This is a genomic window from Streptomyces sp. NPDC050085, assembly GCF_044460595.1.
Lineage (GTDB): Bacteria > Actinomycetota > Actinomycetes > Streptomycetales > Streptomycetaceae > Streptomyces.
In genome coordinates this window covers 12,511-37,231 of sequence record NZ_JBITJZ010000017.1, presented here as the reverse complement: position 1 = coordinate 37,231, position 24,721 = coordinate 12,511, and the positions used below count along the sequence as shown (strand labels likewise).

The 24,721-nt window shown below is 71.3% G+C and carries 23 protein-coding genes and 2 pseudogenes; 10 read left to right on the top strand and 15 right to left on the bottom strand.

The window, feature by feature from the left end:
* Positions 1–18: 18 nt before the first annotated feature.
* From ACIBUY_RS37270 to ACIBUY_RS37240, 7 genes are all read right to left on the bottom strand, one after another.
* Complete coding sequence (locus ACIBUY_RS37270) at positions 19–963, bottom strand: sugar ABC transporter permease (RefSeq protein ID WP_365570938.1); 945 nt, start codon at positions 961–963, stop codon at positions 19–21.
* A gap of 118 nt (positions 964–1,081) precedes the next feature.
* Complete coding sequence (gene araD / locus ACIBUY_RS37265; RefSeq protein WP_399155010.1) at positions 1,082–2,824, bottom strand: L-arabinonate dehydratase; 1,743 nt, start codon at positions 2,822–2,824, stop codon at positions 1,082–1,084.
* Positions 2,821–3,723, bottom strand: coding sequence for a dihydrodipicolinate synthase family protein (locus ACIBUY_RS37260; RefSeq protein WP_399155009.1), 903 nt, complete (start codon positions 3,721–3,723; stop codon positions 2,821–2,823). The genes araD and ACIBUY_RS37260 overlap by 4 nt, the downstream gene beginning before the upstream one ends.
* A complete protein-coding gene (locus ACIBUY_RS37255) occupies positions 3,723–4,391 on the bottom strand; it encodes a GntR family transcriptional regulator (RefSeq protein ID WP_365570947.1) in 669 nt (222 codons plus the stop codon). The genes ACIBUY_RS37260 and ACIBUY_RS37255 overlap by 1 nt, the downstream gene beginning before the upstream one ends.
* A 298-nt stretch (positions 4,392–4,689) precedes the next feature.
* Positions 4,690–5,274 carry a TIGR03086 family metal-binding protein gene (locus tag ACIBUY_RS37250; protein ID WP_365580848.1) on the bottom strand — a complete coding sequence of 195 codons (585 nt, stop codon included), beginning with the start codon at positions 5,272–5,274 and terminating at the stop codon, positions 4,690–4,692.
* A gap of 98 nt (positions 5,275–5,372) precedes the next feature.
* A complete protein-coding gene (locus tag ACIBUY_RS37245) occupies positions 5,373–6,542 on the bottom strand; it encodes a hypothetical protein (protein ID WP_399155008.1) in 1,170 nt (389 codons plus the stop codon).
* Positions 6,539–7,495: a 5-dehydro-4-deoxyglucarate dehydratase gene (locus tag ACIBUY_RS37240; protein ID WP_365580853.1), complete on the bottom strand. Its 957-nt coding sequence runs from the start codon at positions 7,493–7,495 to the stop codon at positions 6,539–6,541. The genes ACIBUY_RS37245 and ACIBUY_RS37240 overlap by 4 nt, the downstream gene beginning before the upstream one ends.
* A 205-nt stretch (positions 7,496–7,700) precedes the next feature.
* Between ACIBUY_RS37240 and ACIBUY_RS37235 the strand changes: the two genes are divergently transcribed.
* On the top strand, positions 7,701–8,537 hold the full coding sequence (locus tag ACIBUY_RS37235; protein WP_399155007.1) for an NAD-dependent epimerase/dehydratase family protein: 837 nt from the start codon (positions 7,701–7,703) through the stop codon (positions 8,535–8,537).
* On the opposite strand, the gene ACIBUY_RS37230 is transcribed toward ACIBUY_RS37235, so the two are convergent.
* The 4 genes from ACIBUY_RS37230 to ACIBUY_RS37215 are packed head-to-tail and all read right to left on the bottom strand — an operon-like array spanning position 8,509 to position 11,143.
* Entirely contained in the window at positions 8,509–9,066 is a 558-nt protein-coding gene (locus tag ACIBUY_RS37230; RefSeq protein WP_399155006.1) for a hypothetical protein, read from the bottom strand. The genes ACIBUY_RS37235 and ACIBUY_RS37230 overlap by 29 nt on opposite strands.
* Entirely contained in the window at positions 9,044–10,318 is a 1,275-nt protein-coding gene (locus ACIBUY_RS37225; protein ID WP_399155005.1) for a hypothetical protein, read from the bottom strand. The genes ACIBUY_RS37230 and ACIBUY_RS37225 overlap by 23 nt, the downstream gene beginning before the upstream one ends.
* 7 nt (positions 10,319–10,325) lie before the next feature.
* The gene (locus ACIBUY_RS37220; RefSeq protein ID WP_365579445.1) at positions 10,326–10,631 is read right to left on the bottom strand and encodes a DUF6317 family protein; all 306 of its coding nucleotides are present in this window, start codon (positions 10,629–10,631) and stop codon (positions 10,326–10,328) included.
* Entirely contained in the window at positions 10,631–11,143 is a 513-nt protein-coding gene (locus ACIBUY_RS37215) for an SAV_915 family protein (protein WP_399155004.1), read from the bottom strand. The genes ACIBUY_RS37220 and ACIBUY_RS37215 overlap by 1 nt, the downstream gene beginning before the upstream one ends.
* A gap of 344 nt (positions 11,144–11,487) precedes the next feature.
* Between ACIBUY_RS37215 and ACIBUY_RS37210 the strand changes: the two are divergent.
* The 4 genes and pseudogenes from ACIBUY_RS37210 to ACIBUY_RS37195 all read left to right on the top strand — a co-directional run bounded on the left by ACIBUY_RS37210 (position 11,488) and on the right by ACIBUY_RS37195 (position 13,606).
* A pseudogene (locus ACIBUY_RS37210) lies at positions 11,488–12,127 on the top strand (DeoR/GlpR family DNA-binding transcription regulator).
* Positions 12,128–12,217: 90 nt separating this feature from the next.
* A pseudogene (locus tag ACIBUY_RS37205) lies at positions 12,218–12,451 on the top strand (sugar ABC transporter substrate-binding protein); the annotation flags it as partial.
* 64 nt (positions 12,452–12,515) lie between these two features.
* On the top strand, positions 12,516–13,259 hold the full coding sequence (locus ACIBUY_RS37200; protein WP_399155003.1) for an alcohol dehydrogenase catalytic domain-containing protein: 744 nt from the start codon (positions 12,516–12,518) through the stop codon (positions 13,257–13,259).
* A gap of 143 nt (positions 13,260–13,402) precedes the next feature.
* Positions 13,403–13,606, top strand: coding sequence for a hypothetical protein (locus ACIBUY_RS37195; RefSeq protein ID WP_365579451.1), 204 nt, complete (start codon positions 13,403–13,405; stop codon positions 13,604–13,606).
* Positions 13,607–13,656: 50 nt separating this feature from the next.
* On the opposite strand, the gene ACIBUY_RS37190 is transcribed toward ACIBUY_RS37195, so the two are convergent.
* Positions 13,657–14,889, bottom strand: coding sequence for a TerD family protein (locus tag ACIBUY_RS37190; RefSeq protein WP_366078488.1), 1,233 nt, complete (start codon positions 14,887–14,889; stop codon positions 13,657–13,659).
* A gap of 85 nt (positions 14,890–14,974) precedes the next feature.
* Entirely contained in the window at positions 14,975–15,556 is a 582-nt protein-coding gene (locus ACIBUY_RS37185; protein WP_399155002.1) for a TetR/AcrR family transcriptional regulator, read from the bottom strand.
* 159 nt (positions 15,557–15,715) lie between these two features.
* Between ACIBUY_RS37185 and ACIBUY_RS37180 the strand changes: the two genes are divergently transcribed.
* Positions 15,716–17,191: an MFS transporter gene (locus ACIBUY_RS37180; RefSeq protein ID WP_399155001.1), complete on the top strand. Its 1,476-nt coding sequence runs from the start codon at positions 15,716–15,718 to the stop codon at positions 17,189–17,191.
* A gap of 70 nt (positions 17,192–17,261) precedes the next feature.
* On the opposite strand, the gene ACIBUY_RS37175 is transcribed toward ACIBUY_RS37180, so the two are convergent.
* Positions 17,262–18,836, bottom strand: a complete 1,575-nt coding sequence (locus tag ACIBUY_RS37175) for a TROVE domain-containing protein (RefSeq protein WP_365579457.1) — start codon at positions 18,834–18,836, stop codon at positions 17,262–17,264.
* A gap of 392 nt (positions 18,837–19,228) precedes the next feature.
* Here ACIBUY_RS37175 and ACIBUY_RS37170 point away from each other — a divergent pair, with 392 nt between their 5' ends.
* On the top strand, positions 19,229–20,704 hold the full coding sequence (locus ACIBUY_RS37170; protein WP_399155050.1) for an amino acid permease: 1,476 nt from the start codon (positions 19,229–19,231) through the stop codon (positions 20,702–20,704).
* A 9-nt stretch (positions 20,705–20,713) separates the two neighbouring features.
* Here ACIBUY_RS37170 and ACIBUY_RS37165 read toward each other — a convergent pair whose 3' ends face one another.
* The gene (locus ACIBUY_RS37165) at positions 20,714–22,168 is read right to left on the bottom strand and encodes an alkaline phosphatase PhoX (protein WP_399155000.1); all 1,455 of its coding nucleotides are present in this window, start codon (positions 22,166–22,168) and stop codon (positions 20,714–20,716) included.
* Between the two features lie 149 nt (positions 22,169–22,317).
* Here ACIBUY_RS37165 and ACIBUY_RS37160 point away from each other — a divergent pair, with 149 nt between their 5' ends.
* From ACIBUY_RS37160 to ACIBUY_RS37150, 3 genes are all read left to right on the top strand, one after another.
* A complete protein-coding gene (locus tag ACIBUY_RS37160) occupies positions 22,318–23,082 on the top strand; it encodes an SDR family NAD(P)-dependent oxidoreductase (protein WP_399154999.1) in 765 nt (254 codons plus the stop codon).
* A 215-nt stretch (positions 23,083–23,297) separates the two neighbouring features.
* Positions 23,298–23,489, top strand: a complete 192-nt coding sequence (locus ACIBUY_RS37155) for a hypothetical protein (RefSeq protein ID WP_365579465.1) — start codon at positions 23,298–23,300, stop codon at positions 23,487–23,489.
* A 68-nt stretch (positions 23,490–23,557) separates the two neighbouring features.
* The gene (locus tag ACIBUY_RS37150) at positions 23,558–24,715 is read left to right on the top strand and encodes a hypothetical protein (RefSeq protein ID WP_365579467.1); all 1,158 of its coding nucleotides are present in this window, start codon (positions 23,558–23,560) and stop codon (positions 24,713–24,715) included.
* Positions 24,716–24,721: the final 6 nt, after the last annotated feature.

Here is a 24,721-nt window from a genome sequence, read left to right as displayed (position 1 = left end):
ACTGGGCTTCCTTGACGGTCACTTGTCCTCGCCCCCGAACTTGCTCAGCCGGAGATAGACCATCGAGCAGAACAGGAGGATCACGAAGGCGATGGACGTCAGCGCGGACGCGTAGCCGAAGTCGTGGCTGTCGACGGCGATGGAGGCGATGCGCAGCGGGAGGGTGGTCGTCTCGCCCGCGGGGCCGCCGCCGGTGAGGGTGTAGAGCAGGTCGACGTTGTTGAACTCCCACACGGCGCGCAGCAGCGTGGAGAGGATGATCGCGTCCTTGAGGTGCGGCAGCGTGATGTGGATGAACTGCCGCAAGCGGCTGGCGCCGTCGACCTCGGCGGCCTCGTACAGGTCCTTCGAGACGGACTGCAGGTCGGCCAGGATGAGGATCGCGAAGAAGGGGACGCCGCGCCAGAGTTCGGCGGTGACGACGGCCGGGAAGACGGTCGCGGTGTCCGACAGCCACGAGGTGCCGTACGAGCCGATGCCCACGTCCGCGAGGTACCGGGTGATGCCCGTCTGCGAGTTGTAGAGCAGCATCCACACCGCGGAGGTGAGCACGCCGGACACGGCCCACGGCGAGAAGACGAGGGCGCGGGCCATCGCGCGGCCCACGAACGTCTGGTTGACGACGAGGGCGAGCCCGAGGCCGAGCAGCAGCTGGAGGACCACCTGTACGACGACCCACTGGAGGCTGAAGCCCAGCGTGGTCCAGAAGTCGGGGTCGTCGGTGAACGCGGTGACGAAGTTGTCGAGGCCCGCGAAGCCGTTCCGCCACGGCTTGGTGGGGTTGTAGTTCTGCAGGCTGTAGTAGAAGACGCTGATGACGGGGTACGCGATGAAGCCCAGCATCAGCAGCCCGGCGGGCGCGATCAGCAGGTACGGGAGCCTGCGCGGGGTGGCGGACTTCCGGCGCCGCCCTCGGGGCGGTGCTGTCGGCGGGGCTTTGGCCACGGCTGCGGCTTGGGCCATGACGGGACTCCGTTCTCGGTGACTCGGGCTGGTACTGGTGAAGCGCTTCGCACACGACGTTCGAGATGTCGGACATGCGGGGCGCGGGCCCGCGCGGGGCGGGCTCGGAAGCTCAGGGTCAACTCGCGTACGGGTCCGGCACCTTGCCCGGCCTGGCCAGGAAGGTGAAGTCGCAGCCGGTGTCGGCCTGGGTGATCTGCTCGTTGTAGAGCGCGCCGTAGCCGCGCTCGAACCGCTCGGGCGGCGCCGTCCACTCGGCCCGCCGACGCGCCAACTCCTCTTCCTCCACGTTGAGTTGGAGGGAGCGGGCGTGGACGTCGAGGGTGATGCTGTCGCCGCTGCGGACCAGTGCGAGCGGCCCGCCGACGTACGACTCGGGGGCGACGTGCAGCACGCACGCCCCGTAGCTCGTGCCGCTCATCCGGGCGTCGGAGATCCGCACCATGTCCCGCACCCCCTGCTTGAGCAGGTGGTCGGGGATCGGCAGCATCCCGTACTCGGGCATGCCGGGCCCGCCCTTGGGGCCCGCGTTCCTGAGCACCAGGACGCTGTCGGCGGTGATGCCCGACTCCGGGTCGTTGATGGTGCGTTGCATGGTCTTGTAGTCGTCGAAGACGACCGCGGGGCCGGTGTGCTTCAGCAGCTGCGGCTCGGCGGAGATGTGCTTGATGACGGCGCCGTCGGGGCAGAGGTTGCCGCGGAGCACGGCGACGCCGCCCTCGGCCGCGACGGGGTTCTCGCGGGTGCGGATCACGTCGTCGTTGTGCACGACGGCACCTTCGAGCTGCTGCCCCAACGTCCCGTTGACCGTGGGCCGCTCCAGGTGGAGCAGGTCGGTGATGCGGGAGAGGAAGGCGGGCAGGCCGCCCGCGAAGTGGAAGTCCTCCATGAGGTACGTCTGTCCGCCGGGCCGTACGTTGGCGAGGACGGGCACGGTGCGCGCGATCCGGTCGAAGTCGTCGAGGGTGAGGGTGACATGGGCCCGCCCGGCCATCGCGATCAGATGGATGACGGCGTTGGTGGAACCGCCGAGTCCGAGCACGGTGGCAACGGCGTCCTCGAAGGCCTCGCGCGTCAGGATCGCGGACGGCTTGAGCGCGGTCCAGGCGAGTTCGACGGCGCGGCGCCCGGAGGCGGCGGCCATCCGCTCGTGCGCGGAGTCGACGGCCGGGATCGAGGAGGCGCCGGGCAGCGTCATGCCGAGCGCCTCGGCCGCCGCGGTCATGGTGGAGGCGGTCCCCATGGTCATGCAGTGACCGGGAGACCGCGCCAACCCTCCCTGGAGCTCCCGCAGTTCACAGTCCGTCAGATTCCCTGCGCGGTGCTCGTCCCAGTACTTCCACATGTCGGTGCCGGAGCCGAGGGTCTCGCCGCGCCAGTGTCCCGGCAGCATCGGCCCGGCGGGCACGAACAGGGACGGCACGTCGGCGGAGGTGGCGCCCATGAGCAGCGCCGGGGTCGACTTGTCGCAGCCGCCGAGCAGCACGGCCGCGTCGACCGGGTACGAGCGCAGCAACTCCTCGGTCTCCATGGCGAGGAGGTTGCGGTAGAGCATCGGGGTCGGCTTCTGGTACGTCTCCGACAGCGTGGAGACGGGGAATTCCAGCGGGAAGCCGCCGGCCTGCCACACGCCCCGCTTGACGGCCTCGGCGCGCTCGCGCAGATGGACGTGGCAGGGGTTGATGTCGGACCAGGTGTTGAGGACGGCGATCACCGGACGGCCCCGGTACTCCTCGGCCTCGTACCCGAGTTGGCGCATCCGGGCGTTGTGCGACCAGGTGCGCAGGGCGCCCTCGACGCCGTACCACTGGTGGGAGCGGAGCTCCTCCGGGGCGAGCCTGGGGCTCGCTTCGGGGCTCATATGGACCACCCCGCGGCGATGTCGGCGACCTCGGCGCGCTCCGCCTCGGGCAACTCGCGGCTGGGCGGGCGCACTTCGCGGCGGCACAGGCCGAGCGAGGCGAGGGCTTCCTTGACGACGGTGACGTTGTTGGCGGAGGCCTCGGCGCCGCGCAGCTCCTCGAAGCGGCGGATCTGCTCCCAGACCTTCATGGCGGCCGGGTAGTCGCCGGATCGAAGCGCTTCGATCATGGACAGCGAAACACCCGGCGAGACGTTCACGAGCCCGGAGGTGAAGCCGGTGGCGCCCGCCGAGAAGTACGAGGGCGCGTACGGCTCGGCGAGACCGGCGACCCACACGAAGCGGTCGAGCCCCGCGTCCCGGGCGAACGCGGCGAACCGCGCGGCGTCCGGCACCGCGTACTTCACGCCGACCACGTTCGGGCAGGCGGCGCCGAGTTCGGCGAGCCGGGCACCGTCAAGGGTGGCGTTCTTGATGTAGGGGACGACGCCGAGCTCGGGCACGGCCTCGGCGATCGCGCGGTGGTAGTCGACCCAGCCGCCCTGGGAGACGTACGGGTGCACGGGCTGGTGCACCATCACCATGTGGGCACCGTGCTCACGGGCGTGCCGCGCGGCGTCGATCGCGGTCGGCACGTCGTGGCCGACACCGACCAGGACGACGCCCCGCTCCCCCGCCTCGGCGAGCGTCAACTCCGTGACGGTGCTGCGCTCTTGAGGAGTCAGTGCGTAGAACTCACCGGTGTTCCCGTTCGGCGTGAGGGTGCGCACCCCGGCGTCGAGCAGCCGTCGCAGCAGGCTCGTGTACGTGGTCTCGTCGACCGATCCGTCCTCGGCGAACGGGGTGACCGGGATGGCCACGACGTCGGCGAGCGCGGCCCGCTGGGTCTCGAATGTCATCAGTGCTGCTCACCCTCTGCTTCCAGGGCCTGTGCCGTTTCGGGGAAGGCCCGTTGTACGAACGACGCGATGTGGTCGCGCAGCGCGCGCGAGGCACCCTGGGCGTCACCGGCGAGAGCGAGCTCCAGGATCTCCCGGTGCTCGGCGGCCTCCCGCTCCCACGAGGGGTCGGCGGCCCAGGCCACGGCGGAGACGAGCGCGGCCTGGTCGCGGACCTCGTCGAGCATCTTGCCGAGCAGGGGGTTGCCGCACGGGACGTAGAGCGCGCGGTGGAACTCCCGGTTGGCGAGCGAGCGTTGGGCCGTGTCCGCCGCGGTGTCCGCCCGCGTCAGGGCGTCGCGGGCGGCGTCGAGCGAGGCACGGCGGTGGACGGTGCGGCGCAGCGCCTCCGGCTCGAGGAGGAGGCGCACGTCGTAGACCTCGCGGGCCATGTCCGCGTCGACCATGCGCACCGTGACGCCCTTGTACTGGCTCATCACGACGAGCCCGGTCCCCGCCAGGGTCTTGAGCGCCTCCCGCACCGGTGTCTTGGAGACCCCGAACTGCGCGGCGAGGTCGGTCTCCACGAGGGCCTGTCCGGGCGTCAACTGGCCGGTCAGGATGCGGTGCTTGATCTCCTGAAGCACGTACTGCGTGCGGGAGGGGATCGGAGTGGGCACTGAGGTCATGCGCGCCTCTCGGTTCTGGCGTGGGGGTGTCTCGCACACCACGTACGACACATCGCGTAGGACACATCACGTAGGACACATCACGTATGGCACATCGGATCTGACGTATCGCGTATCGCGTCTCATATATGACGTACGAAGTACGACGCGTTGAAGTTAAGAGCCCGACGATGTTTCGTCAACGCTTCTGGCAAAAGAAGTTCACCGACTCGCCGCACGGTGGGGGCAGTTGCCGAACGACCTCGGCGCCGCTGACCAGTGGTCAGCGGCGCCGAGGTCGTAAGGTGCGGGTCGGCGGTTACGCCTTCCAGGCCGGGTCACGGCCGCTCAGCCCGATGACCTGGTCCACGAGCGGGGCGTCGGCGGACGTGCGGACGACCGGGCCGAACAGGCCCGCGCGTTCGTCGTCGCCCACCGCCGGGGCCAGGAGCGCGTGGGCAGCCCGCAGCGCCGCCTCGTCGGGGACGTATTCCTGGCCGGTCGAGCGGGCCAGGTCCCAGCCGTGCACGACGAGTTCGTCGGCGGTGACGAGTCCGGCGACGGCGCCGGGCAGGTCCTGGCCGCCCGCGTGGGTCATGCCGTCCCAGGCCGCGGGGTCGCGCCAGGCCTCGACGAGGTCGTCGAGCGCCCGGGGCAGGGTGGCCCGCCAGTCCGGGGCCAGTTCGGGCAGCGTGCTGCCGGGGACCGCGCCGTTGACCTCGTCGCGTTCCTTGCGGGCCGTGGCGCCGAGGCCCGCGGACAGGCCGACGATGTGGCCCAGGAGGTGGCGTACCGCGTAGTCGGGACAGGGGGTCGGCAGGTCGAGCTGTTCTTCGCGCACCCCGTGGGCGAGGCGCGCGACGATCCGGGCCTGCGGGCCGAGGTCCACTGTCGTGTCACTCATGGTGAATGGTGACCCTTCCGGTGAGTGTCCAGTCCGGAACGTGTCCGGTGCTCACCGGTACAGACCGGCCCGCGGCCCGTAACTCATCGCTGCCGGGGTCACAGGTGCGCGAGCGCCCCGGTGACCGCCGCCAGGTCCGCGTCCGACGCGAGGCCCGCGTGGTAGAGCCGCACCTGGTTCGCGCCCAGGTCACGGGCCGCGCGGAGGTCGGCGGCGAGGGTGTCGGGGCTGCCGCCCATGCCGCGTACGACGGTGAGGTTCGCGGCGATGACGCGCTCGTCCCCGGCGCCCTGCGCGGCGAACGGGCCGATCAGGGCCGCGCCTCCCGTGCACGGCACGACGACGCCGTCGGCGACGGTCAGGATGTGCGCGGGGTCGACGCCGACGTTGGCGCCGCAGTGGTAGGACACCGGGTCGGCGTGCAGCAGCACCTGGAAGCCGGCCGGGGCGGCGGCGCGCACCGCTGCCACAGCCGCCTCCTGGAGACTGCGCGCGGTGGCGTCGCGGTAGGCGCGGGTGGCGTTCGCGGTCGTCTCGCCGAGCAGCTTCTCGACGGACCCCCAGCCGTCGTCGGCGGCCTCTCCCCGCCATACGGGTTCCAGGGCGCCCCGCACCTGGCGGGCCAACTCATCGGCGTCCAGGCCGTGTTGGGCGTATCCGTCCCGGCAGTCGGGGCAGAAGCAGAGCGACATCAGGTACTGCCCGGCCTCGCCGAGGCCGACGCCGCCGGTCTTGTCGTGGGCGTGCAGATGGGCGAGGCCGTACCAGCCGAGCGACTCCAGTTCGGTGCCGCCGGCGCCGGGCCGGGCCGCGGCCTCGGCGGCGAGGTCGACGAGGTAGGTGCGGGTGGCGGCCTGCGCGATGCAGGGCGCCCAGGGATAGCGGTCGCCGTAGGCGTTGACGACGGACGTCGCCGGGAACTGCGCGCCCAGACGGGAGTTGTGCGCGAGCACGACCCAGGTGTGCACGTCGAGTCCGGCACCGGCGAGGGCGTCGGCGGCTTCCCCGTAGGCGTCACCGGGAGCCCAGTCCCCTGCCGCGTACGGCGTCAACTCCCGCCCCTCCCAGCGCTGTTCGTCCACCGGGTAGAGCACGGACGCGTGCTCGGCGGTGACGATGCGGTGGCGCGGGTGGCGCGGGGTGAGCGCGCGGGTCGAGTGGTAGGCCGCGGCGAGGGTGACCTGCTGGACGCCGAGGTCCGCGATGCGGCGGGCGGCGTCGGGGTCGCCGACGACGTCCCAGGGATAGACGAAGGCGGAGGTCTTCACTCACCGGCCCCTTCCAGCAACGCCTGCCCGCGCTCGATGAGTTCGGCCAGCTGCTTGACGTGTTCCTCGCGCGGCTCGTGCAGCGGCGGGCGCACCTCGCCGACGTCGAGCCCGCGCAACCGTACCCCGGCCTTGACGAGGGCGACGGCGTAGCCCTTGCCCTGGTTGCGCAGTTCGACGAGGGGCCGGTAGAAGCCGTCGAGCAGCTTGTTCACGGTGGCGTCGTCGCCGGTGTTCAGCGCCTTGTGGAAGGCCTGCGCGAGCTCGGGCGCGAAGCAGAAGACGGCGGAGGAGTAGAGGGTGATGCCGATGCCGCGGTAGGCCAGGCCGGTGAGTTCGGCGGTCGGCAGGCCGTTGAAGTAGAGGAAGTCGCAGCCGTGGACCTCGCTGCGTACGGCGCTGACGATGCGCTGCATCAGGTCGAGGTCGCCGAGGCCGTCCTTCAGGCCGAGCACCTTGGGGTGACGGGCCAGCTCGACGACCGTCTCGGGCGTGAAGACGGCGTTGTCGCGCTGGTAGACGATGATGTCGAGGCCGGTCGCCTCGGCGAGCTGCGTGTAGTGGCGCAGCAGGCCCTCCTGCGCGGCGTTCACGAGGTAGGGCGGCATCGCCAACAGGCCGTCCGCGCCCGCCCGTTCGGCCAGGCGCGCGTACTGGATCGCGAGCGCCGTGCCGTATCCGGCGCCGGCCACGACGGGCACCCGGCCCTCGGTCGCCTCGACCGCGGCCGCGACGCAGGCCTCGAACTCCTCGGGGGCGAGCGCATGGAACTCCCCTGTGCCGCAGCAGGCGAACACGGCAGCGGCCCCCGCCTCGACGCCGCGCCGCACGTGGGTGCGGTACGTGTCGAGGTCGACGGTGCCGTCGGGTCCGTACGCGGTGACGGGGAAGAACAGCGGCCCACTGGGGATGCTGAGTCGAGCGGCGAGGGGGTCAAGAGGGGGCGTCGTCACGGGCTCTCCCTGAACATGTGCACGTTTCTGATCCGCGTCTATATTTCTGAACGCGCCCACCGTAAGCCGCCCCAAAGGGGACGGTCAAGCGTCCGAACTTGCTCGTCCTGTCCGACTCTTGACTGAGCCGGACCCCCTCTCTAGCGTTCCGGTCGCAACCACGAATGTGAATGCAGCTCACACATACGCTCAGGAGACCACGCACATGCCAGCACCCCGCACGATCCTGCTCACCGGTGCCGCCGGCGGACTCGGCACCCTGATGCGGGAGCTGCTGCCGCAGCACGGCTACGAGCTGCGCCTGCTCGACGTCCGCCCCCTCGATGACGCGCCGGACGCGATCGTCGCGGACCTGAACGACACGGAGGCGCTGCGCGAGGCGGTGCGCGGGGTCGACGGGGTGCTGCACCTGGCCGGCATCTCCCTGGAGTCGACGTTCGACAAGATCCTCGAGGCGAACATCAAGGGCACGTACCACCTGTACGAGGCGGTCCGCGCGGAGGCCGAGTCCCGCGCGGACGGCACGGCGCCCCGCGTCGTCTTCGCCTCCTCCAACCACGCGATCGGCTACACCCCGCGCCCGCGCACCGAGGACGGCGCCCCGCTGGTCCCGGTCTCGACGCCGCGCCGCCCCGACACGTACTACGGCCTGTCGAAGTCGTTCGGCGAGGACCTCGCGCAGTTCTACTGGGACAAGTTCGGCGTGCAGACGGTGTCGGTGCGCATCGGCTCCTGCTTCGCCGAGCCGACCGACGTGCGCATGATGTCGGTCTGGATGAGCCCCGCGGACGGCGCCCGCCTCTTCCACGCGGCCCTGTCCGCGCCCGGGGTCGGCCACACCGTCGTCTACGGCTCGTCCGCCAACACCCGCCTGTGGTGGGACCTTTCGAGCGCCCGCGCCCTCGGCTACGACCCGCAGGACGACTCCGAGGACTACGCGGAGAAGCTCCTGGCCGAGTTCGGCCCCCTGACGGACGACAACCCGGCGCACCTCCACATGGGCGGCCGCTTCATCAACGACCCGCCGATCTGGCCGTACTGACCTGCCGCTCCATCCAGCGCCTGGCGCCGACCTCGCTCGGGTACTCACGGACGGTGGTCCAGGCGAGCAACTGCCCGACGACGTACGCGGCGACGGCGGGCAGCACGGGCGCCGCGATCAGCACGAGGCCGCGCCCCAGTGCGACCCGCCCCGGCGCCCGGCCGGCGCGGTCGCGCTTGTCCGCCCAGGCCTGCTTCGGGGTGGGCGGGTCGAGCAGCGCCACGCGGTGCGCGCGGCGCTGCTTCACGAAGCCCCAGACCAGCGCCACGGCGGCCGCGGCGGCCTGCACCCAGGCGGCGGCCGTGCGCACGGCCGGGGCCCACTCGTCGCTGAACCCCCGGTAGAGGCTGATCGCGAAGAAGCAGACCGCGGCCATCACCACGAGCAGGAAGACGGTCGTACGGGCCCGGCACAGCCAGTAGGGCACCCCCCGCCGGTACCAGGTGGTGCCCAGTTTGGGCAGCGCCGGAAAGTCGGGGGCCGGGGCCGCGGCCCCGGCCCGCGGCTCAGAAGATGCTCGTGACGCCATGCCAGACATCCTTTCCCAGCCGTGCGACGTCGTCCCCCGTCTCGGAGGCGACGTTTCCGGCTCCGTGCAGCACACCGCCGACCACGCCGTGGTCGTGGATGTCCTCGCTCCAGTGCTCGTGGAAGGAGTGGTCGAGGACGTCCGTCGCGATGATCGTGGCCCCGACGCCGACGACGGCGACCGCGGCCGCGCCCTCGACGGGCGCGGCGACCACCGCGGCGGCCCCGGCGGCGACACCGCCGAGGGCGATCCCTCCGTCCACCACGACGGACTTCTGCCAGGACCACCCCTTGTCGTGGTCGTCCTTCGCTTCGAGCAGCCCGCACGCCCCGGCCGCCGCGACGTCGAGCACCGGCACCTCCCTGAGGAACTCCGGCATCGCCTCCAGCGCCCGGCCCGCCCGCAACGCCTCCGCGGCGTCGCCCAGCTTCACGTTCAGCGCCCGGTCGTACGGCAGCTTCGTGCTGCCGTTGTCGGCGCGGGCGATCGCCTCCTCCAGCGAGTCGACCTTCATGGTCGCCTCGGCGTAGGCCCCCTTGGCGGGCAGGTCCTTCGGCAGGGCCTTGCCCGCTTTCTGGTACGCCCGGCGCTCCGCCTTCAGCTCCTTCTTGGCCGCGCGCGCCTCGTCCTTGGCGTCGTCGAGGTGCTTGCGGGCCTCCTTGCCACCGGCCCGGGCGTCCTCCGCGTCGTACGCGTACAGGCCGCGCAGCGCGTCGGCGAGCGTGATCTTGTCCCCCTTGGACACCGGCGCCGCCACCTGCTCGTACAGGCCGCGGAGCGCGTCCGCCGCGACGAGCCGCGCGTGCTGCGCCGTGTGCAGGATCTCCTGGCGCACCTTGTCGTACTCGCCGAAGGCGGAGATCGTCTTCTGCTCGTCGGCGCTCGGCGGGTTCCCGGTCACGAACTGCCGCGGTACGCCCTTGTCGCCCATCGGCACGCCCTTGCGGGTCGCGACGTGCTCGGCGTTCTGCAACGCCGTCTCGCACGTGGACAGTTGACCGACGAGCGTGTCGAGGATGGTGCCCGCGGAGCTGACCAGCGTGGCGAACGCCCCGGCCGTCAGCGCGTCCTCGCTCCACGCCCCGCGGAAGCTCTCGGCGGCCTCACCCGTCCACCCGGCGTCACCGACCAGCGTCTCGACGGCGGTGCTGACCGGCCGGACGGCCTCTTCCAGGGGCTTCTTGGCGCCCTTGTACGTGTCGGCCATGGTGCGCAGCCCGCCTATGTCCCCGCCGACCCAGCTGTCCCCCATCAGCGCCTCACCCCTCGTCCTTCATCAGGTCCTCGAACAGTCCGTGTACGTCGATGTCGTGGCGCCGGAAGGAGTCGCGGGCGTACGCGACCTTGTCGCCGTGGTCGTCGAGCCGGTCGGCGAAGCCCGTGTGCAGCGCGAGGATGAGGTCGGCGACCTCCTTGATCGCGTGGTCGAGGCCGCTGTCTCCGCCGCTGACGACGGGCGGCGCGACGTGCGGGTGCAGCTCGCGGTAGTGCCCGGCCTCGCGGTGGAAGGTCCCGGTCATCGAGGTGAGGTCGCTCAGGACGACCTGGTATCCGGCCCCGGACATCAGCGCATCTCCCGTGCGTAGGCGGCCAGTTCGGCCGGTTGCCAGTGGGGCCGCCCGGCGAGCGCGACCGGGTCGAGCCGTACGGTCAGCTCGCGCTCGGCCATGACCTCGGCCAGCGGCCCGAGCGAGGTGGCCACCCACGGCTGCGCGTCGCCGAGCACCGCGACGAGACGGTCGAGGCCGGTGAAGGCGAGGGCGACCGTGCCTCCCCCGGAGTGCGCGAAGAGCTCGTACGCGATGAAGGGGGCGCGCACCGGGCGGCCGTCCGCGGCGGTGCCGGGGACGGCCCGCGGATGGGCGGGGACGAAGACGGGCGTGTGGTAGGCGGGCACGCCCGGTCGCGGGCCCGGTGCCCGCGCGGTGCCCGGCCCCGGCGACGGCGCCTCGTCGACGACGCCGGTGGAGTCGACGACCTCGGTGCAGTCCACGACCTCGGTGCAGTCCACGACATCGATGTAGTCGAGCAGCCGCGAGCGGCGCGGCGCGGGCGGCTCCCCGCTCGGCGTCCCCATCGGCGCCTCCCCCTTCTGCCGGCACAGTCGGGCCACGGTAACCACGCCCCACCTGCGCAAAGCCGAGCAAATCCCCCGGCGGGACGGTCGTATGCGCAACCCATACGACGCTTTGGCCATGGCCTGATCCGTACTTGACCCGGGGATGACCCGCCTCTCACCGGGCGCTTACCCGGACCCGGCGCCGCCCGATCGGGCACCAAGCAGACCCGCCGACCCCGTTGACCGGGCATCCGTGCCGCCCGAGCTCACATGATCCCCGGCCCGCCCGCAGGTCCGCGCCGGGCACGCCGCCGCGCGAACGGGCCCGAACGGGCAGCACACCAGGGCGTGGAGGGAGCGGCATGAGCGCCGAGGAGCGGCAGCGGGAGATCGTGCGGGCGGCGCGGCGCACGGGCTCCGTCGACGTCAACGGGCTCGCGGCCGAGCTCGGCGTCACCAAGGAGACCGTCCGCCGCGACCTGCGCGCCCTGGAGGACCACGGCCTCGTACGGCGCACGCACGGCGGGGCGTATCCGGTGGAGAGCGCCGGGTTCGAGACGACGCTCGCGTTCCGTACGACGATGCACGTGCCCGAGAAGCGGCGGATCGCGTCGGCCGCCGCCGAGCTGCTCGGGGACGCGGAGACGGTCTTCGTCGACGAGGGGTTCACGCCGCAGCTCATCGCGGCTCGCCACCGTCGACCACTGGACGACGAAGATGCTCGCCGGATTCGTCCTCGACGTCGCCTTCATCGGTGCGAACGGGATCTCCGGCGACCACGGCCTGACCACCCCGGACCCGGCGGTCAGCGAGGTCAAGGCGCAGGCGATCCGGGCGGCGCGGCGCACGGTGTTCGCGGGCGTGCACACGAAGTTCGGCGCGGTCAGCTTCTGCCGGTTCGCGCCGGTGGGCGCCCTGGAGGCGATCGTCACGGGCAGCCGGCTGCCCGCGTCGGAGGCGCACCGCTACAGCCTGCTGGGGCCGCAGGTCATCCGCGTCTGAACTCCCTTGGCACGCAAGGCAGTTCCGCATGTCTGCACGTCCACCCATACACCTTTTGTCCGCATACATCACAGAAGTCCAGGAGCACTCATGCGAACCCAGAGCCGACGGAGGCCACCGGACGCCCTGCTCGCGACGACCGCCGCAGGGACGCTGCTCACCCCACTCCTGTCCGGCTGCTGGGCCGGTGCGGGCGGGCTCGGCGGCAGTGACGCCATCAACGTCCTGATGGTGAACAACCCGCAGATGGTCGAGTTGCAGAAGCTCACGTCCCGCTACTTCACCCGCGAGACCGGCATCAAGGTCAACTTCACGGTCCTGCCGGGCTCGCCGCGGGGTTCGCCGCCCAGGACAAACTCGTCCAGGGCCTGTCGTTGGGAGCCGTGAAATGAAGGCCGCGATCGTCGAGTCCGTCGGCAAGGTCGTCGTCGGCGAGGTGCCCGACCCCACGCCGGGGCCCCGGGACGTGGTCGTCGAGGTCGCCGCCTGTGGCCTGTGCGGCACCGATCTGCACATCATCCAGGGCGAGTTCGCCCCGACCCTGCCCGTCGTGCCGGGCCACGAGTTCGCGGGCACGGTGGCCGAAGTGGGCAGCGCCGTCACGGAGTTGAGGGTCGGCGACCGGGTGGCGGTCGACCCGTCCCTGCACTGCCACGAGTGCCGCTACTGCCGGGCGGGCCGGGGCAACCTGTGCGAGCGCTGGGCCGCGATCGGCGTCACGACCGCGGGCGGAGCCGCGGCCCGGCACCTCGGCGTCTCCGCGTCCGCGGCGAGCCCCGACGCGCTGGACCGCCCGTCCGGCTGGGACGTGGTGATCGACGCGACGGGCAACGCGGCGGCGATCCAGGACGGCCTCGGCCGCGTCGCGAAGGCGGGCACGTTCCTCCAGTTCGGCGTCGCGGACTACGCGACCCGCGTCACGATCGACCCGTACCGCATCTACAACCAGGAGATCACCATCACGGGCTCGATGGCGGTCCTGCACAGCTACGAACGAGCGGCGGAACTCTTCGTGACCGGCGTCCTCGACCCCGACGTCTTCATCAGCGACCGCCTGCCGCTGGACGACTACCCGCAGGCGCTGGACCGTTTCGCGTCGGGCCAGGGCCGAAAGATCGTGGTGACGCCGTAGAACTCATAGAACTCATAGAACTCCCTCTGCTTCAGGGGGAGTTGAAGATTTCGCGAAGATGCCGGTTACCCCCAATAACTCCCCGCCCCGCTTGTCGCTCCACCGCACTGCGCACCGCGATCCCCCGCGGTTACGGTCTGGCCATGACGTGGCGCAGGCACAGGCGCAGCACCGGAACGGGACGACTCGGAGCCCTCCGACGGGCCCGCGAGAGAACGCTGCGCCGCCACGCCGATCCCCGGCCACCCCGCTGGCACCGCCGCCTCGGCAACCGCGCGGAACGGGCCCGCCCGTGGCTCCAACTCCTGACGGACCTCGCGACGCTCCTGGCGCGGGTGGTGCGCTGAGCGGAGGGGCCCCGCAGCACCTGCGGGGCCTCTCCCTGACACGTGGGCGTCTACAGCGCCTGCGCCGCAGGCTTCACCATCCCGCGTACCGTCCGCGACTTCACGAAGTCGCCCAGCGCCGTCATCTCCCACTCGCCGCTGAACTGCTTGATGAGCTTGGCCATCATCACGCCGGTCTGCGGCTCCGCGCTCGTGAGGTCGAAGCGGACCAGTTCCTCGCCGGTCGCCGCGTCCAGGAGGCGGCAGTACGCCTTGGCGACCTCGGTGAACTTCTGGCCCGAGAACGAGTTCACCGTGAAGACCAGGCCCGTGACGTCCTGCGGGAGCCGGCCGAGGTCGACGACGATCACCTCGTCGTCGCCCGCGCCCTCACCCGTGAGGTTGTCACCGGAGTGCTTGATCGCGCCGTTCACGATCGAGAGCTTGCCGAAGTAGCAGCTGTCGATGTGGTTGCGCTGCGGGCCGTACGCGATGACCGACGCGTCCAGGTCGATGTCCTTGCCGCGGAACGCGGGCTCCCAGCCAAGGCCCATCTTGACCTGGCTCAGCAGCGGCTTGCCGCCCTTGACCAGGGACACCGTCTGGTTCTTCTGGAGGGAGACGCGGCCCTTGTCCAGGTTGATCTTCCCGGCGCCGGGAGCGGGCGCGGCCGGGGCCGCCGGGGGTGCGGCCGGCGGCGGGGGCGGGGCGATGCGCGGGTCGACCGGGGCGGTGGTGGGGGCCGGCATGGCGGCGACCGGAGCGGCGGGGGCCGCGGCGGCAGGCGCGGCCCCCGCCGCTCCGGCCGCCGGTTCCTCCACCGAGACACCGAAGTCCGTCGCGATCCCCGCCAGGCCGTTGGCATAGCCCTGGCCGACGGCGCGGGCCTTCCACGCCCCGCCCCGCAGGTACACCTCGATGACCACCAGCGCCGTCTCCGCGCCGAGCTGCGGCGGCGTGAACGTGGCCAGGACCGAGCCGTCGTCCGCGTTGCGCACCGTGGCCGTGGGCTCGATGCCCTGGAACGTCTGGCCCGCGGCGTCCGGGCTCGCGGTGACGACGATCTTCTCGATGCCGGGCGGGACGGCGGCGGTGTCGACCGTGATCGAGTCCGGCGACGCGCCCCCGCCCGAGGTGTACGTGACACCCGGGCCCGCGGGCTGGTTGTAGAAGATGAAGTCGTCGTCCGAGCGCACCTTGCCGTCGGCGGTGAGCAGCAGGCCCGATACGTCGAGCCGCACGGGGGCCTGGACGTCCACCGCGACGCGCTGCGCCGTGAGCGGGATGTTCGAGCCGGGGGTCATAGCTGTCATGAAAGGGGTAACGAGCAGCTCCGCTTTACCGTTCCCTTACCGAAGACTTTTCTTCCACGCACCCCGCTGGGCCGGACTACGCCCGCGGCCGCAGCCCCTCCAGCATCAGCCGCTGATAGCGGCCGACGTCCTTCGGCCCCTCCCCCGCGAGCTCCGCCGCGCCGACCACGGCGTGATTGAGGCGCAGCAGCTCCAGATGAGTGAGGTCGGCACGGATCTCGCCCGCCGCCTGGGCCGCGTCGAGCAGTGCGGCGGCCTCGGCCTTGAGGACCTCCCCGCACTGGGCGACGACCGGTGCGGACCCCTCGGCGACGGCGGCGCTGAGCAGTGCTTTCAGGGCGCGTACCCGTACGAGCTGTTCGGCCAGTTCGCCGAGCCAGGTGAACAGGGCCTCGCCGGGCGGCTGCTCGGCCCGCAGGGTTCTGGCCCGTTCGCCGATCGCCTCGAACTGCTCGAGGTAGACGGCCTCCATGAGGGCCTCGCGGGTGGGGAAGTGGCGGTACAGCGTGCCCGAGCCGACGCCCGCCCGCTTGGCGATGTCGTCGAGCGAGGCGCTCGCGCCCTTCTCGGCGAAGGCCTTCGTGGCCTCCCGCACGAGCCGCTCGTAGTTGCGCCGCGCGTCCGCACGCATCGGCCTGACCACTCCCACCTGGGCCATCGCTACCTCCTCCGGGAACCCCTTGCACAACCGGGGACAGTCTCCGTATCTTAACCGGAGTTAAACGGAGACAGTCCCCGCTTCACGTCGCGGGCAGTCCGGGCTGCCCGCACGCGTCACCGCATTCCTCAACCCACCGTTCCTGCACGGGAGTCGAGCATGTCCTCCGCACCGCCCGTCGTCGAAACCCGGGCCGCACGCCGCACCGTAGCGCGCCCCGGCACCATCCTCCTCCTGATCGTCACGGCGTACTTGATGGTCGGCGTCGACGCCACCGTCGTGAACGTCGCCCTGCCCGACATCCAGCGCGCCCTCGACTTCAGCCCCACCGGCCTGTCCTGGGTCCTCAACGCCTACACCCTCGCCTTCGGCGGCCTCCTCCTGCTGGGCGGCCGCGCGGGCGACCTGCTCGGCCGCCGCTCCACCCTGACCTGCGGCGTCCTGGTCTTCGCCGCCGCGTCCCTGTGCGGCGGCCTCGCGACGGACGGGGCCCTGCTGCTCGCCGCCCGCGCCGTACAGGGCGTCGGCGCCGCCCTCATCGCGCCGAGCACACTCGCCCTGATCACCACGCACTTCCCCGAAGGGCCCGGCCGCCACCGCGCACTCGCCGTCTACTCCTCCATGGCCGGCATCGGCGCCTCCATCGGCCTGGTGCTCGGCGGCGCGCTGACCGACCTCGCGTCCTGGCGCTGGGCCCTCCTCATCAACGTACCGATCGGCGCCGCCCTCGCCCTCGCCCTGCCCCGCGTGGTCGGCGAAACCCCGCGCCACAGCGGCCGGTTCGACCTGGCGGGCGCCGTCAGCGGCACCGCGGGCATGTCCTTCCTCGTCTACGCCTTCATCCGCGTCTCGGACAGCGGCTGGTCCGACACCCGCGCGCTGACCTGCTTCTTCTCCTCGGCGGCCCTGCTCGCCGGTTTCCTCTGCGTCGAGACGCGCGCCCGGCAGCCCATCGCCCCGCTCACCCTGTTCCGCGACCGCAACCGCGTGGGCGCCTACGCGGGCATCCTGCTGCTGCCCGCCGGGAACTTCGGCGCGTTCTACTTCCTCACGCTGTACGTCCAACAGGTCCTGGGATACAGCCCGTTGAAGGCCGGATTCGCGTTCCTGCCGCTGACGGCGGGCGCGTTCGCCGCGGTCCGCGTGGTGCCCCGGCTCCTGGCCCGCTTCGGCACGAAGCCGGTCCTCGTCACGGGCTCCCTGCTGCTCATCGCCTCCGGCGCCTGGCTCTCCCGCCTGGACCTCGGCGACAGCTACGCGACCGGCCTGCTCGGCCCGATGATCCTGCTCGGCGTGGGCGTCGGCCTCAGCTTCCTCCCCCTGAACGCCACGATCCTGGCCGGGGTGGCCCCCCGCGAGGCGGGCGCGGCCTCGGGCCTGCTCCAGACGTTCCAGTGGCTGGGCGGCACGCTCGGCCTCGCGGTGCTGGTCACGGTGTACGGGACGGCGACGCGCGGTGCGCACGGCTCCGCGGACGCGGTGCTCGTGCACGGAGCGGGCCGGGCGTTCGAGGTGGGTGCACTGATCGCGGTGGCGGCCCTCGTCGTCATCACAGCCGTCCTCCGGGGAGCGCCCCGCACGGGGCGCGGGGCTGTATCGATCAGCGGCTCCGCCGCGGAGCGCGAGCAACCGTAGACAACCCGCACACGGCAACGGACCGCTCATGGCAGACGAGAATCCACCATGAGCGGCCCGAGCCATCCCCCTACCCCCAGGGCCAATCCGCGTCCCGCCCCGCCTCAAGCAGCGAGACCATCCGGAACGCCGCATCCGAAAGCCCCCCGAACGTATGCCGGTTGACCCCCGAGGGCGCATGACCCGCCCGATAACCGGCCAGGTTCCACGTATAGACCGGCACCTGCGCGGGCACCGCCGACGTCGCGTCCCCGTGCACGCTGTACGCCGCCTGCTCGTCGGTGACGATCAGCACCCGGTCGTGCCCGCGGAAGTAACGGCGTACCGCCTCCGCGGTGTTCGTACCGCCCAGGGACCCGAAGCGCTCCAGGACCTTCAGGACGGACTCCCCCGCACCGAACGCCACCGGCGCGCTGCCCGTGCCGAACTGGACCAGGTCCGCGTCCTCGGCGCGCAGCGCGAGCGCCGCGCCGAACACCGCCGCCGCGTCCGCCCGGTTGAGCTGCGAGCGCGCGGACAGCGGGGCCCACATGGAGCCCGAGCGGTCCACCAGGATCAGTGAACGGCCGCGCAGGGACGGCACGTTGGTCAGCGAGTGGCCGAGCGCCCGCTCCAGCGGGTACGCCCAGCGCAGCGACGGCGCGTGCTGGTACGCGGCGAGGTAGCGGAACGGGAACTGCCGCGAGCGCGCCACCTCGGCCGGGTCGGAGATCTTCGCCGCCACCTGTGCGGCGACCTCGTCCGAGACACCCGCCTCGTCGAAGTTCCTCAGGTTGCGGACGAGTGCCATCGCGCCCATGGACGGAATCACGGCCTCCCACGCCGCCTTGTCCATCGGCCCCTGCAGCCACCCGGCCAGCGCCTCCCACGTCATCCCGGCCGCGGCGAGCCGCTCGGCGCCGCCCTCGGCGGTCAGCACGGCGCGCCGTTCGTCGACCGGCAGCGCCATCAACTCCCGGTGGGCGACCAGGACTTCGCTGGATGCCGGAGGCACGGCCGTGTCCGGGTTGTGCCGCCGGTCGAGGGCGTACCGGAACAGGTCGCCCTGCCACGCCTTGGCCGGGTCGGGCGCCGCGTGCACCACGTTCAGGACGTCGCCGAAGCGGTAGCCCTTGGACGCCGTGTCGTACTTGAGCAGCGCCTTGCCGTGGTACAGGCGGCGCACCGCGTCCGCGACGCCGCGCTTGACGGGCTTGGGCACCGCACGGCCGTGCGTCTGCGTCCAGTAGCCGAGGAACTCGCCGGGCTCGTCGGGGCGGCGCAGCACGGAGGCGACGACCTGCCGGTTCGACGGGCCCTCGGTGGCGCCCGCGTCGAGGCGTGCCTGCACGTACTCGGCGGCGCCGACGACGGACGCGGTCCGCATGTTCGCGTCGCCGCGCAGCCAGCCGAGCAGACCCGCGGTCCACTCCGGGTCGCTGACGGCGAGCTGCCGCACGAGCGCCGTGAAGCGGTCGTCGCGGGTGGCGGCGTCCTCGTAAAAGGTCTGCTGGGAAACGAAGTTGGCGACCGCGAGCAGGAAAAGCTCGGAACGTGCGTCGCGCTCGAATCCGATGCCGCCCTGGTGGGTCCGCGTGATGCGGCCCGTGGTGCGGACGGCGGAACGGAGTGCCGCCTTGGCGGCCTTCCGGTTGTAACGCGCCATGAGAAATTCCCCCCGGAATTCATGAGTGAGTGTGCAGTGGAGGGAAGGCGCAGCAAATGGAATGTGCCCGAGATCAGAAGTCGACGACGGAAACAGTCTGGTGCTCTACCCCTTGAGCTACGACGACCCGAAGTCGCCGACGGGATTCGAACCCGCAACCGCCGGATCCAAGAAGTACCCGTTGTCTGCGCACCGGGCACACACCATGTGCTGCGCCTCCCGAGATCAAGTCGGCGGCGGCGAGAGTTTCTTTGCGAGAGAAGTAGCCGCAGCCTGCGCACCGGGAGGTGCGTTTGCTTGTTTTCGTCCGGCTCGGCCGGACGAGAAAAACTCTAGAGCGGCGCGCATCTGCGACGCCAGGCATTTATTTTGCGAGAGTTCCCGGCGTGAACCTGCACAAAGACTCCCCCCACGACCCCCACCTTGACGACCCCACGACCGCCGAAGGCGTCACCGACGCGGGCGACCTCGGATACAGCAAGGCGCTGAAGCCACGCCACATCAGCATGATCGCGATCGGTGGTGCGATCGGCACGGGGCTGTTCCTCGGAGCGGGCGGGAACCTCGCCAAGGCCGGGCCCGCGCTCGCGCTCGCGTACGCGGTGTGCGGGGTGTTCGCGTTCTTCGTCGTGCGGGCGCTCGGCGAACTCGTCGTGCACCGGCCGTCGTCGGGCTCCTTCGTGAGCTACGCCCGCGAGTTCCTGGGCGAGCAGGGCGCGTTCGTGGCGGGCTGGATGTACGTGCTGAACTGGGCGACCACCGGCATGGCCGACATCACGGCGGTCGCCCTGTACGTGCACTACTGGTCGATGTTCACGTCGGTCCCGCAGTGGGTGCTCGCCGCGATCGCCCTCGCCATCGTGCTCACGGTGAACCTGATCTCGGTGAAGAGCTTCGGCGAAATGGAGTTCTGGTTCGCCATCGTCAAGGTCACCGCGATCGTGGTGTTCCTGCTGATCGGCATCTTCTTCCTCGTCTCGGGCGACAAGGTGGACGGGCACTCCCCCGGTCTGCCGCTGATCAGCGACAACGGCGGCTGGTTCCCGCTCGGTGTGCTGCCCGTCGTCCTCATCACGCAGACGGTGATCTTCGCGTACTCGGCCGTGGAGATGGTCGGTGTGACGGCGGGCGAGACGGAGGACCCGGCGACGGTCGTCCCGAAGGCCGTGAACTCGATCATGTGGCGGGTCGGCATCTTCTACGTCGGCTCGGTCGTGATGCTGACGCTGCTGCTGCCGTGGACGGCGTACTCCTCGGACCAGAGCCCGTTCGTGACGGTCCTGTCGAAGATCGGGGTGCCCGCGGCGGGCGGCATCATGAACCTGGTCGTCCTGACGGCCGCCATGTCCTCGCTCAACTCGGGGCTCTACACGACCGGGCGCATCCTGCGCTCGATGGCGATGGCCGGCTCGGCACCGTCCTTCACCGCCCGGATGAGCCGCAGCCACGTCCCGTACGCGGGCATCCTGTTGACGTCGACGGTGTCGCTGCTGGGCGTCGCGCTGAACGCGTGGCTGCCCGACGACGCCTTCGGGATCGTCACCAACGTCGCCTCGCTGGGCGTCATCTCCACCTGGTGCATGATCATGATCTGCCACCTGGTGTTCGTCCGGCGGGCCGGACAGGGGCTCGTGCAGCGGCCCTCGTTCCGGCTGTGGGCGTCGCCGTGGATCGAGCTGGTGACGATCGCGTTCCTGCTCGCGGTGATCGTGATGATGTGGTTCGACCGGGAAGGACCGGGCCGCAAGACGATCCTGATGCTGATCCCGATCGCGTGCGCCCTGGTGGCCGGCTGGTACGCGGTGCGCGCACGGGTCCACCGGATCGCCGCCGAACAAGAGGCGCCGCCGGTGGACCCGCTGCAGTAGCCGTCTCCGCTACTTCTGGCGCTTCCAGGGGCCCGTGATGGCCAGCATGATGCCGGGCGTCTGGATGTTCGCGTACAGGGTGCGCCCGTCGGGCGAGAAGGTCACACCGGTGAACTCGCTGTACTCGGGCTCCTCTTCGGTGCCCAGGTTCAGCTCGTTGCGCGCGATCGGGTACGTGCGCCCGCGCTCGGTCGCGCCGAACAGGTGCTGGACGCCCTCGCCGTCCTCGGCGATGACCAGGCCGCCGTACGGGGAGACGGTGATGTTGTCCGGGCCGTCGAAGGCGCCGTCGACCGACGGGTCCGGGTTCACGCCGAGCAGGACCTTCAGCGTCAGGGTGCGGCGCTTGGGGTCGTAGAACCAGACCTGTCCGTCGTGCTGGACGGGGCTCTCCGCGCGGGCGTACGACGAGACGATGTAGACGCCCCCGTCGCCCCACCACATGCCCTCGAGCTTGCGGGCGCGGGTGACCTCGCCGTCCTTGAACTGCTTGCGGACGGAGACCGTCCTGGCGTCGCGGTCGGGCACGTCGACCCAGTCGACGCCGTAGACCGTGCCGAGCTTCGTGGCACGCGACAGGTCGTCCACGAAGCGGCCGCCGGAGTCGAAGCAGCGGGTCGCCTGCAGCACGCCCGCGTCGTCGGCGAGGGTGCGCAGCTTGCCGCGGCCGTGGTGGAAGCCGTGCGGCGGAACCCAGCGGTAGAGCAGCCCGTTGGGGCCCGAGGCGTCCTCGGTGAGGAAGGCGTGGCCGCGCTTGGGGTCGATGACGACGGCCTCGTGCGCGTAGCGGCCGAACGCCTTGATGGGCTTCGGGGCCTGGTTGGCACGGCGGTCGTAGGGGTCGACCTCGAAGACGTAGCCGTGGTCCTTGGTGAAGCCGTAGACGCCGGCCTTGTCCTCGGTCTCCTCGCAGGTCAGCCAGGTGCCCCACGGGGTGTTGCCGCCCGCGCAGTTGGTGGCGGTGCCGGCGATGCCGACCCACTCGGCGACCTCGCCGCCGCGGCGCACCTCGACGACCGTGCAGCCGCCGGCCGCCCCCGGGTCGTAGACGAGGCCGTCGATGAGCGGCACCGGGTGCGGCCAGTCGGCGCGGGCGCGGGCCAGCTCGTGGTTGTTGACGAGGAGGGTGGTGCCGCGCGGCCCCTCGAAGGTGGAGGTGCCGTCGTGGTTGGACGGCGTGAACTCGCCGGACTCCAGCTTGGTCCTGCCGCTGTACGTGATGACCTTGTACGAGAATCCGGCGGGCAGCGCGAGCAGGCCCTTGGGGTCGGGCAGCAGCGGGCCGTAGCCCACACCGTGGCCGTGCCCGTGCCGGTCCGCGTCCTGCTGGTCGGTGGCGTCGGCGGTGTCGGTCGCGGCGAGCGCGCCGGGCGCGGTGGCGAGCGCGCCGACGGAGCCGGCGAGTGCGACGCCCGCGCCGGTGGCCGCGGAGCGTCTGGCGAAGTCCCTGCGAGTGAGCGACATGCTGGCTGTCTCCCGATGGAGGTCGATGGAGGTCGATGGAGGGCGAGGTCGGTCGTTGTGGGGGCGTGGCGGACCCCGTTTCGGCCACACGGTCTCGCTCGCGTATAAACGGCAGTTGAACACCGTCCAACGTCGAGGGGCCCGCTTCCATGACTTCAGTGAACCTTGCGGAGAGCGGACGCCGCGTGCTGGTGAGCGGTGCGTCGCGGGGACTCGGCCGGGCCCTGGCGCAGGCGTTCGCGGCGAACGGGGACCGGGTCGCCGTCCACTTCGGGTCTCGGGAGGACGAGGCGCGGGCCACGCTCGGCTCGCTCGCCGGGGACGGGCACGTCCTCGTCGGCGGGGACGTCTCCGATCCGGCGGGCGCGGCGTCCGTCGCCGAGCGGGCGGCGAAGGGCCTCGGCGGCATCGACGTACTCGTGAACAACGCGGCCGTGAACCTGCCGCACCCGCCCGCGACCACCACGTACGACGCGTGGTCGGAGCTGTGGCAGCGGCACGTCGCGGTGAATCTGCTCGGCACGGCGAATCTGAGTCATCTCGCCGCGCACCGGATGATCGAGCAGGGCACGGGTGGCCGGATCGTCAACGTCGGTTCGCGCGGCGCCTTCAAGGGTGAGCCCGACCATCCCGCGTACGGGGCGACGAAGGCCGCCGTGCACGCGCTCGGTCAGTCCCTCGCCGTCGCGCTCGCGCCGCACGGGATCGCAGTGGCGTCGGTGGCGCCCGGGTTCATCGAGACGGAGCGGGTGGCGTACCGGTTGACGGATGAAGTACGGGCGCAGAGCCCGTTCGGCCGGGTCGCCTCCGCGGACGAGATCGCCGGGGCCGTGCTGTGGCTGGCGTCGCCCGGGGCGCAGTGGGCCTCGGGAACCGTGCTCGATCTCAACGGGGCCTCGTACCTGCGCACATGACAGCGCTTGCCGCCCGCGGTGGGAAGAATCTTCGTAAAGAAGGTCAACAGGCGCACCTCCTGTCCAATCCCAAGATTTCACGCAGAACGCCTTGACCACCCTGCCGTACCGCAATAGACAGGCCCTACGTGCATCACGCATCACCGCATCACCCGCAGGGGGAGGCGAGCCGAGTGGACGCACGTCAGGCACGCAGCCTCCACGAGGGCCGGCTGATGAGGCTGGCCAATGTCACCGGAGTCGGTACCGGAAGGGACGAGCACTCGGGCGCGGACGTGATCGTCGTCTTCGTCACCCGGAAAGTGCCCCGCGACCGGCTCCGCGCGGAAGACGTGGTTCCCGACGAACTCGACGGCGTACCGGTTCGCGTGCTCGCGATCGGTGAAGTCCACGCCCAGGACGGCTAGTTGAGCCATTGAGCCGTGAGTCCTGAGGGGATCCCTGCAAGCAGAGTCAGGGGAAGAGGTGGTCTGGCGTGAGCCAGCCCGAATTGATGCGAGGACCCGCCGGCGGTCAGCTCAGCGACAGCTCCCGCCAACAGGCGACCAGTGACTTCCTGCGGCGCGAGGCGCCGCTGTCGAACGTGGTCGGCTTCGGCCACGGCGTGAAGTGGACGGACGGACAGCCCACCGGAGAGCCGGCCGTCCTCGTCTTCGTGACCCAGAAGGTACCCGAATCGCTGTTGCCCGAACGCGATGTGATTCCACGTCAGATGGACGACGGCACCCCCACCGACATCGTGGCCGTCGGCCAGATCTCCGCCCAGCGGCGCCAGTCGAGGCCCTCCGGCGGCCGCTCGCAGGAGGGCATCTCCTACGGCCCCGACGGCGGCGTCTCCCAGCAGCTCGGCGGCATGAGCCAGCCGACCCTCGAGGAGTTCGGCGGTCTGCAGACCTTCGAGCCGCAGGTCCTCGTACGCCGTATGCGCCCGTGCCCGTCCGGCTTCTCGATCGGCAACGTGGCCATCACCGCGGGCACCCTCGGCAGCGTGGTCTACGACTTCCTGCCCGGCGCCACCGTGGACCCGCCGGGTCCCGGCCTCGGCACCCCGGCGAAGTTCTACGTCCTGTCCAACAACCACGTGCTCGCCGACTCCAACCGGGCGCAGCTGGGCAGCGCCATCATCCAGCCCGGCGCGTTCGACGGCGGCACCAACCCCGCGGACCGCATCGCGACGCTGTCCCGGTTCATCACCATCCAGTTCGCCCCGCAGACGCCGATCGACCAGCACAACAACGTGGTCGACTGCGCGCTCGGCGAGGTCCAGTTCCAGGACGCCACGCGCGAGCAGTACTTCAGCGGTGCGCCGCGCGCCTGGCGCCGCAAGGCGAACGTCGCGGTCGGCGACCTCGTGAAGAAGACGGGCCGCACGACGAACATCTCCTTCGGCCGGATCATGGCGGTCGACGCGACGGTCGACGTCAACTACGGCACGGCCGGCACGGCCCGCTTCAAGGACCAGATCCTCACGACGAACATGTCGGCGGGCGGCGACTCCGGATCCCTGGTGACCTCGCTCGACAACGTGGCGCTCGGCCTGCTGTTCGCCGGCTCGTCGCAGGTCACGATCCTCAACCACATCGAGAACGTGCGCGCGTTGCTGCGCGTCGAGATCTCCGAGCAGCTCGCCTGACTCGCG

Bases quoted from the DNA above. Each gene is read 5' to 3' on its own strand.
- ACIBUY_RS37215 (WP_399155004.1), bottom strand. From the start codon at position 11,143: ATGGGGACGCCGAGCGGGGAGCCGCCCGCGCCGCGCCGCTCGCGGCTG.
- ACIBUY_RS37260 (WP_399155009.1), bottom strand. From the start codon at position 3,723: ATGACATTCGAGACCCAGCGGGCCGCGCTCGCCGACGTCGTGGCCATC.
- ACIBUY_RS37160 (WP_399154999.1), top strand. From the start codon at position 22,318: ATGACTTCAGTGAACCTTGCGGAGAGCGGACGCCGCGTGCTGGTGAGC.
- araD (WP_399155010.1), bottom strand. From the start codon at position 2,824: ATGAGCCCCGAAGCGAGCCCCAGGCTCGCCCCGGAGGAGCTCCGCTCC.
- ACIBUY_RS37235 (WP_399155007.1), top strand. From the start codon at position 7,701: ATGCCAGCACCCCGCACGATCCTGCTCACCGGTGCCGCCGGCGGACTC.
- ACIBUY_RS37255 (WP_365570947.1), bottom strand. From the start codon at position 4,391: ATGACCTCAGTGCCCACTCCGATCCCCTCCCGCACGCAGTACGTGCTT.
- ACIBUY_RS37165 (WP_399155000.1), bottom strand. From the start codon at position 22,168: ATGTCGCTCACTCGCAGGGACTTCGCCAGACGCTCCGCGGCCACCGGC.
- ACIBUY_RS37270 (WP_365570938.1), bottom strand. From the start codon at position 963: ATGGCCCAAGCCGCAGCCGTGGCCAAAGCCCCGCCGACAGCACCGCCC.
- ACIBUY_RS37220 (WP_365579445.1), bottom strand. From the start codon at position 10,631: ATGTCCGGGGCCGGATACCAGGTCGTCCTGAGCGACCTCACCTCGATG.
- ACIBUY_RS37155 (WP_365579465.1), top strand. From the start codon at position 23,298: ATGAGGCTGGCCAATGTCACCGGAGTCGGTACCGGAAGGGACGAGCAC.
- ACIBUY_RS37230 (WP_399155006.1), bottom strand. From the start codon at position 9,066: ATGGCGTCACGAGCATCTTCTGAGCCGCGGGCCGGGGCCGCGGCCCCG.
- ACIBUY_RS37175 (WP_365579457.1), bottom strand. From the start codon at position 18,836: ATGGCGCGTTACAACCGGAAGGCCGCCAAGGCGGCACTCCGTTCCGCC.
- ACIBUY_RS37250 (WP_365580848.1), bottom strand. From the start codon at position 5,274: ATGAGTGACACGACAGTGGACCTCGGCCCGCAGGCCCGGATCGTCGCG.
- ACIBUY_RS37200 (WP_399155003.1), top strand. From the start codon at position 12,516: ATGAAGGCCGCGATCGTCGAGTCCGTCGGCAAGGTCGTCGTCGGCGAG.
- ACIBUY_RS37185 (WP_399155002.1), bottom strand. From the start codon at position 15,556: ATGGCCCAGGTGGGAGTGGTCAGGCCGATGCGTGCGGACGCGCGGCGC.
- ACIBUY_RS37195 (WP_365579451.1), top strand. From the start codon at position 13,403: ATGACGTGGCGCAGGCACAGGCGCAGCACCGGAACGGGACGACTCGGA.
- ACIBUY_RS37190 (WP_366078488.1), bottom strand. From the start codon at position 14,889: ATGACCCCCGGCTCGAACATCCCGCTCACGGCGCAGCGCGTCGCGGTG.
- ACIBUY_RS37225 (WP_399155005.1), bottom strand. From the start codon at position 10,318: ATGGGGGACAGCTGGGTCGGCGGGGACATAGGCGGGCTGCGCACCATG.
- ACIBUY_RS37180 (WP_399155001.1), top strand. From the start codon at position 15,716: ATGTCCTCCGCACCGCCCGTCGTCGAAACCCGGGCCGCACGCCGCACC.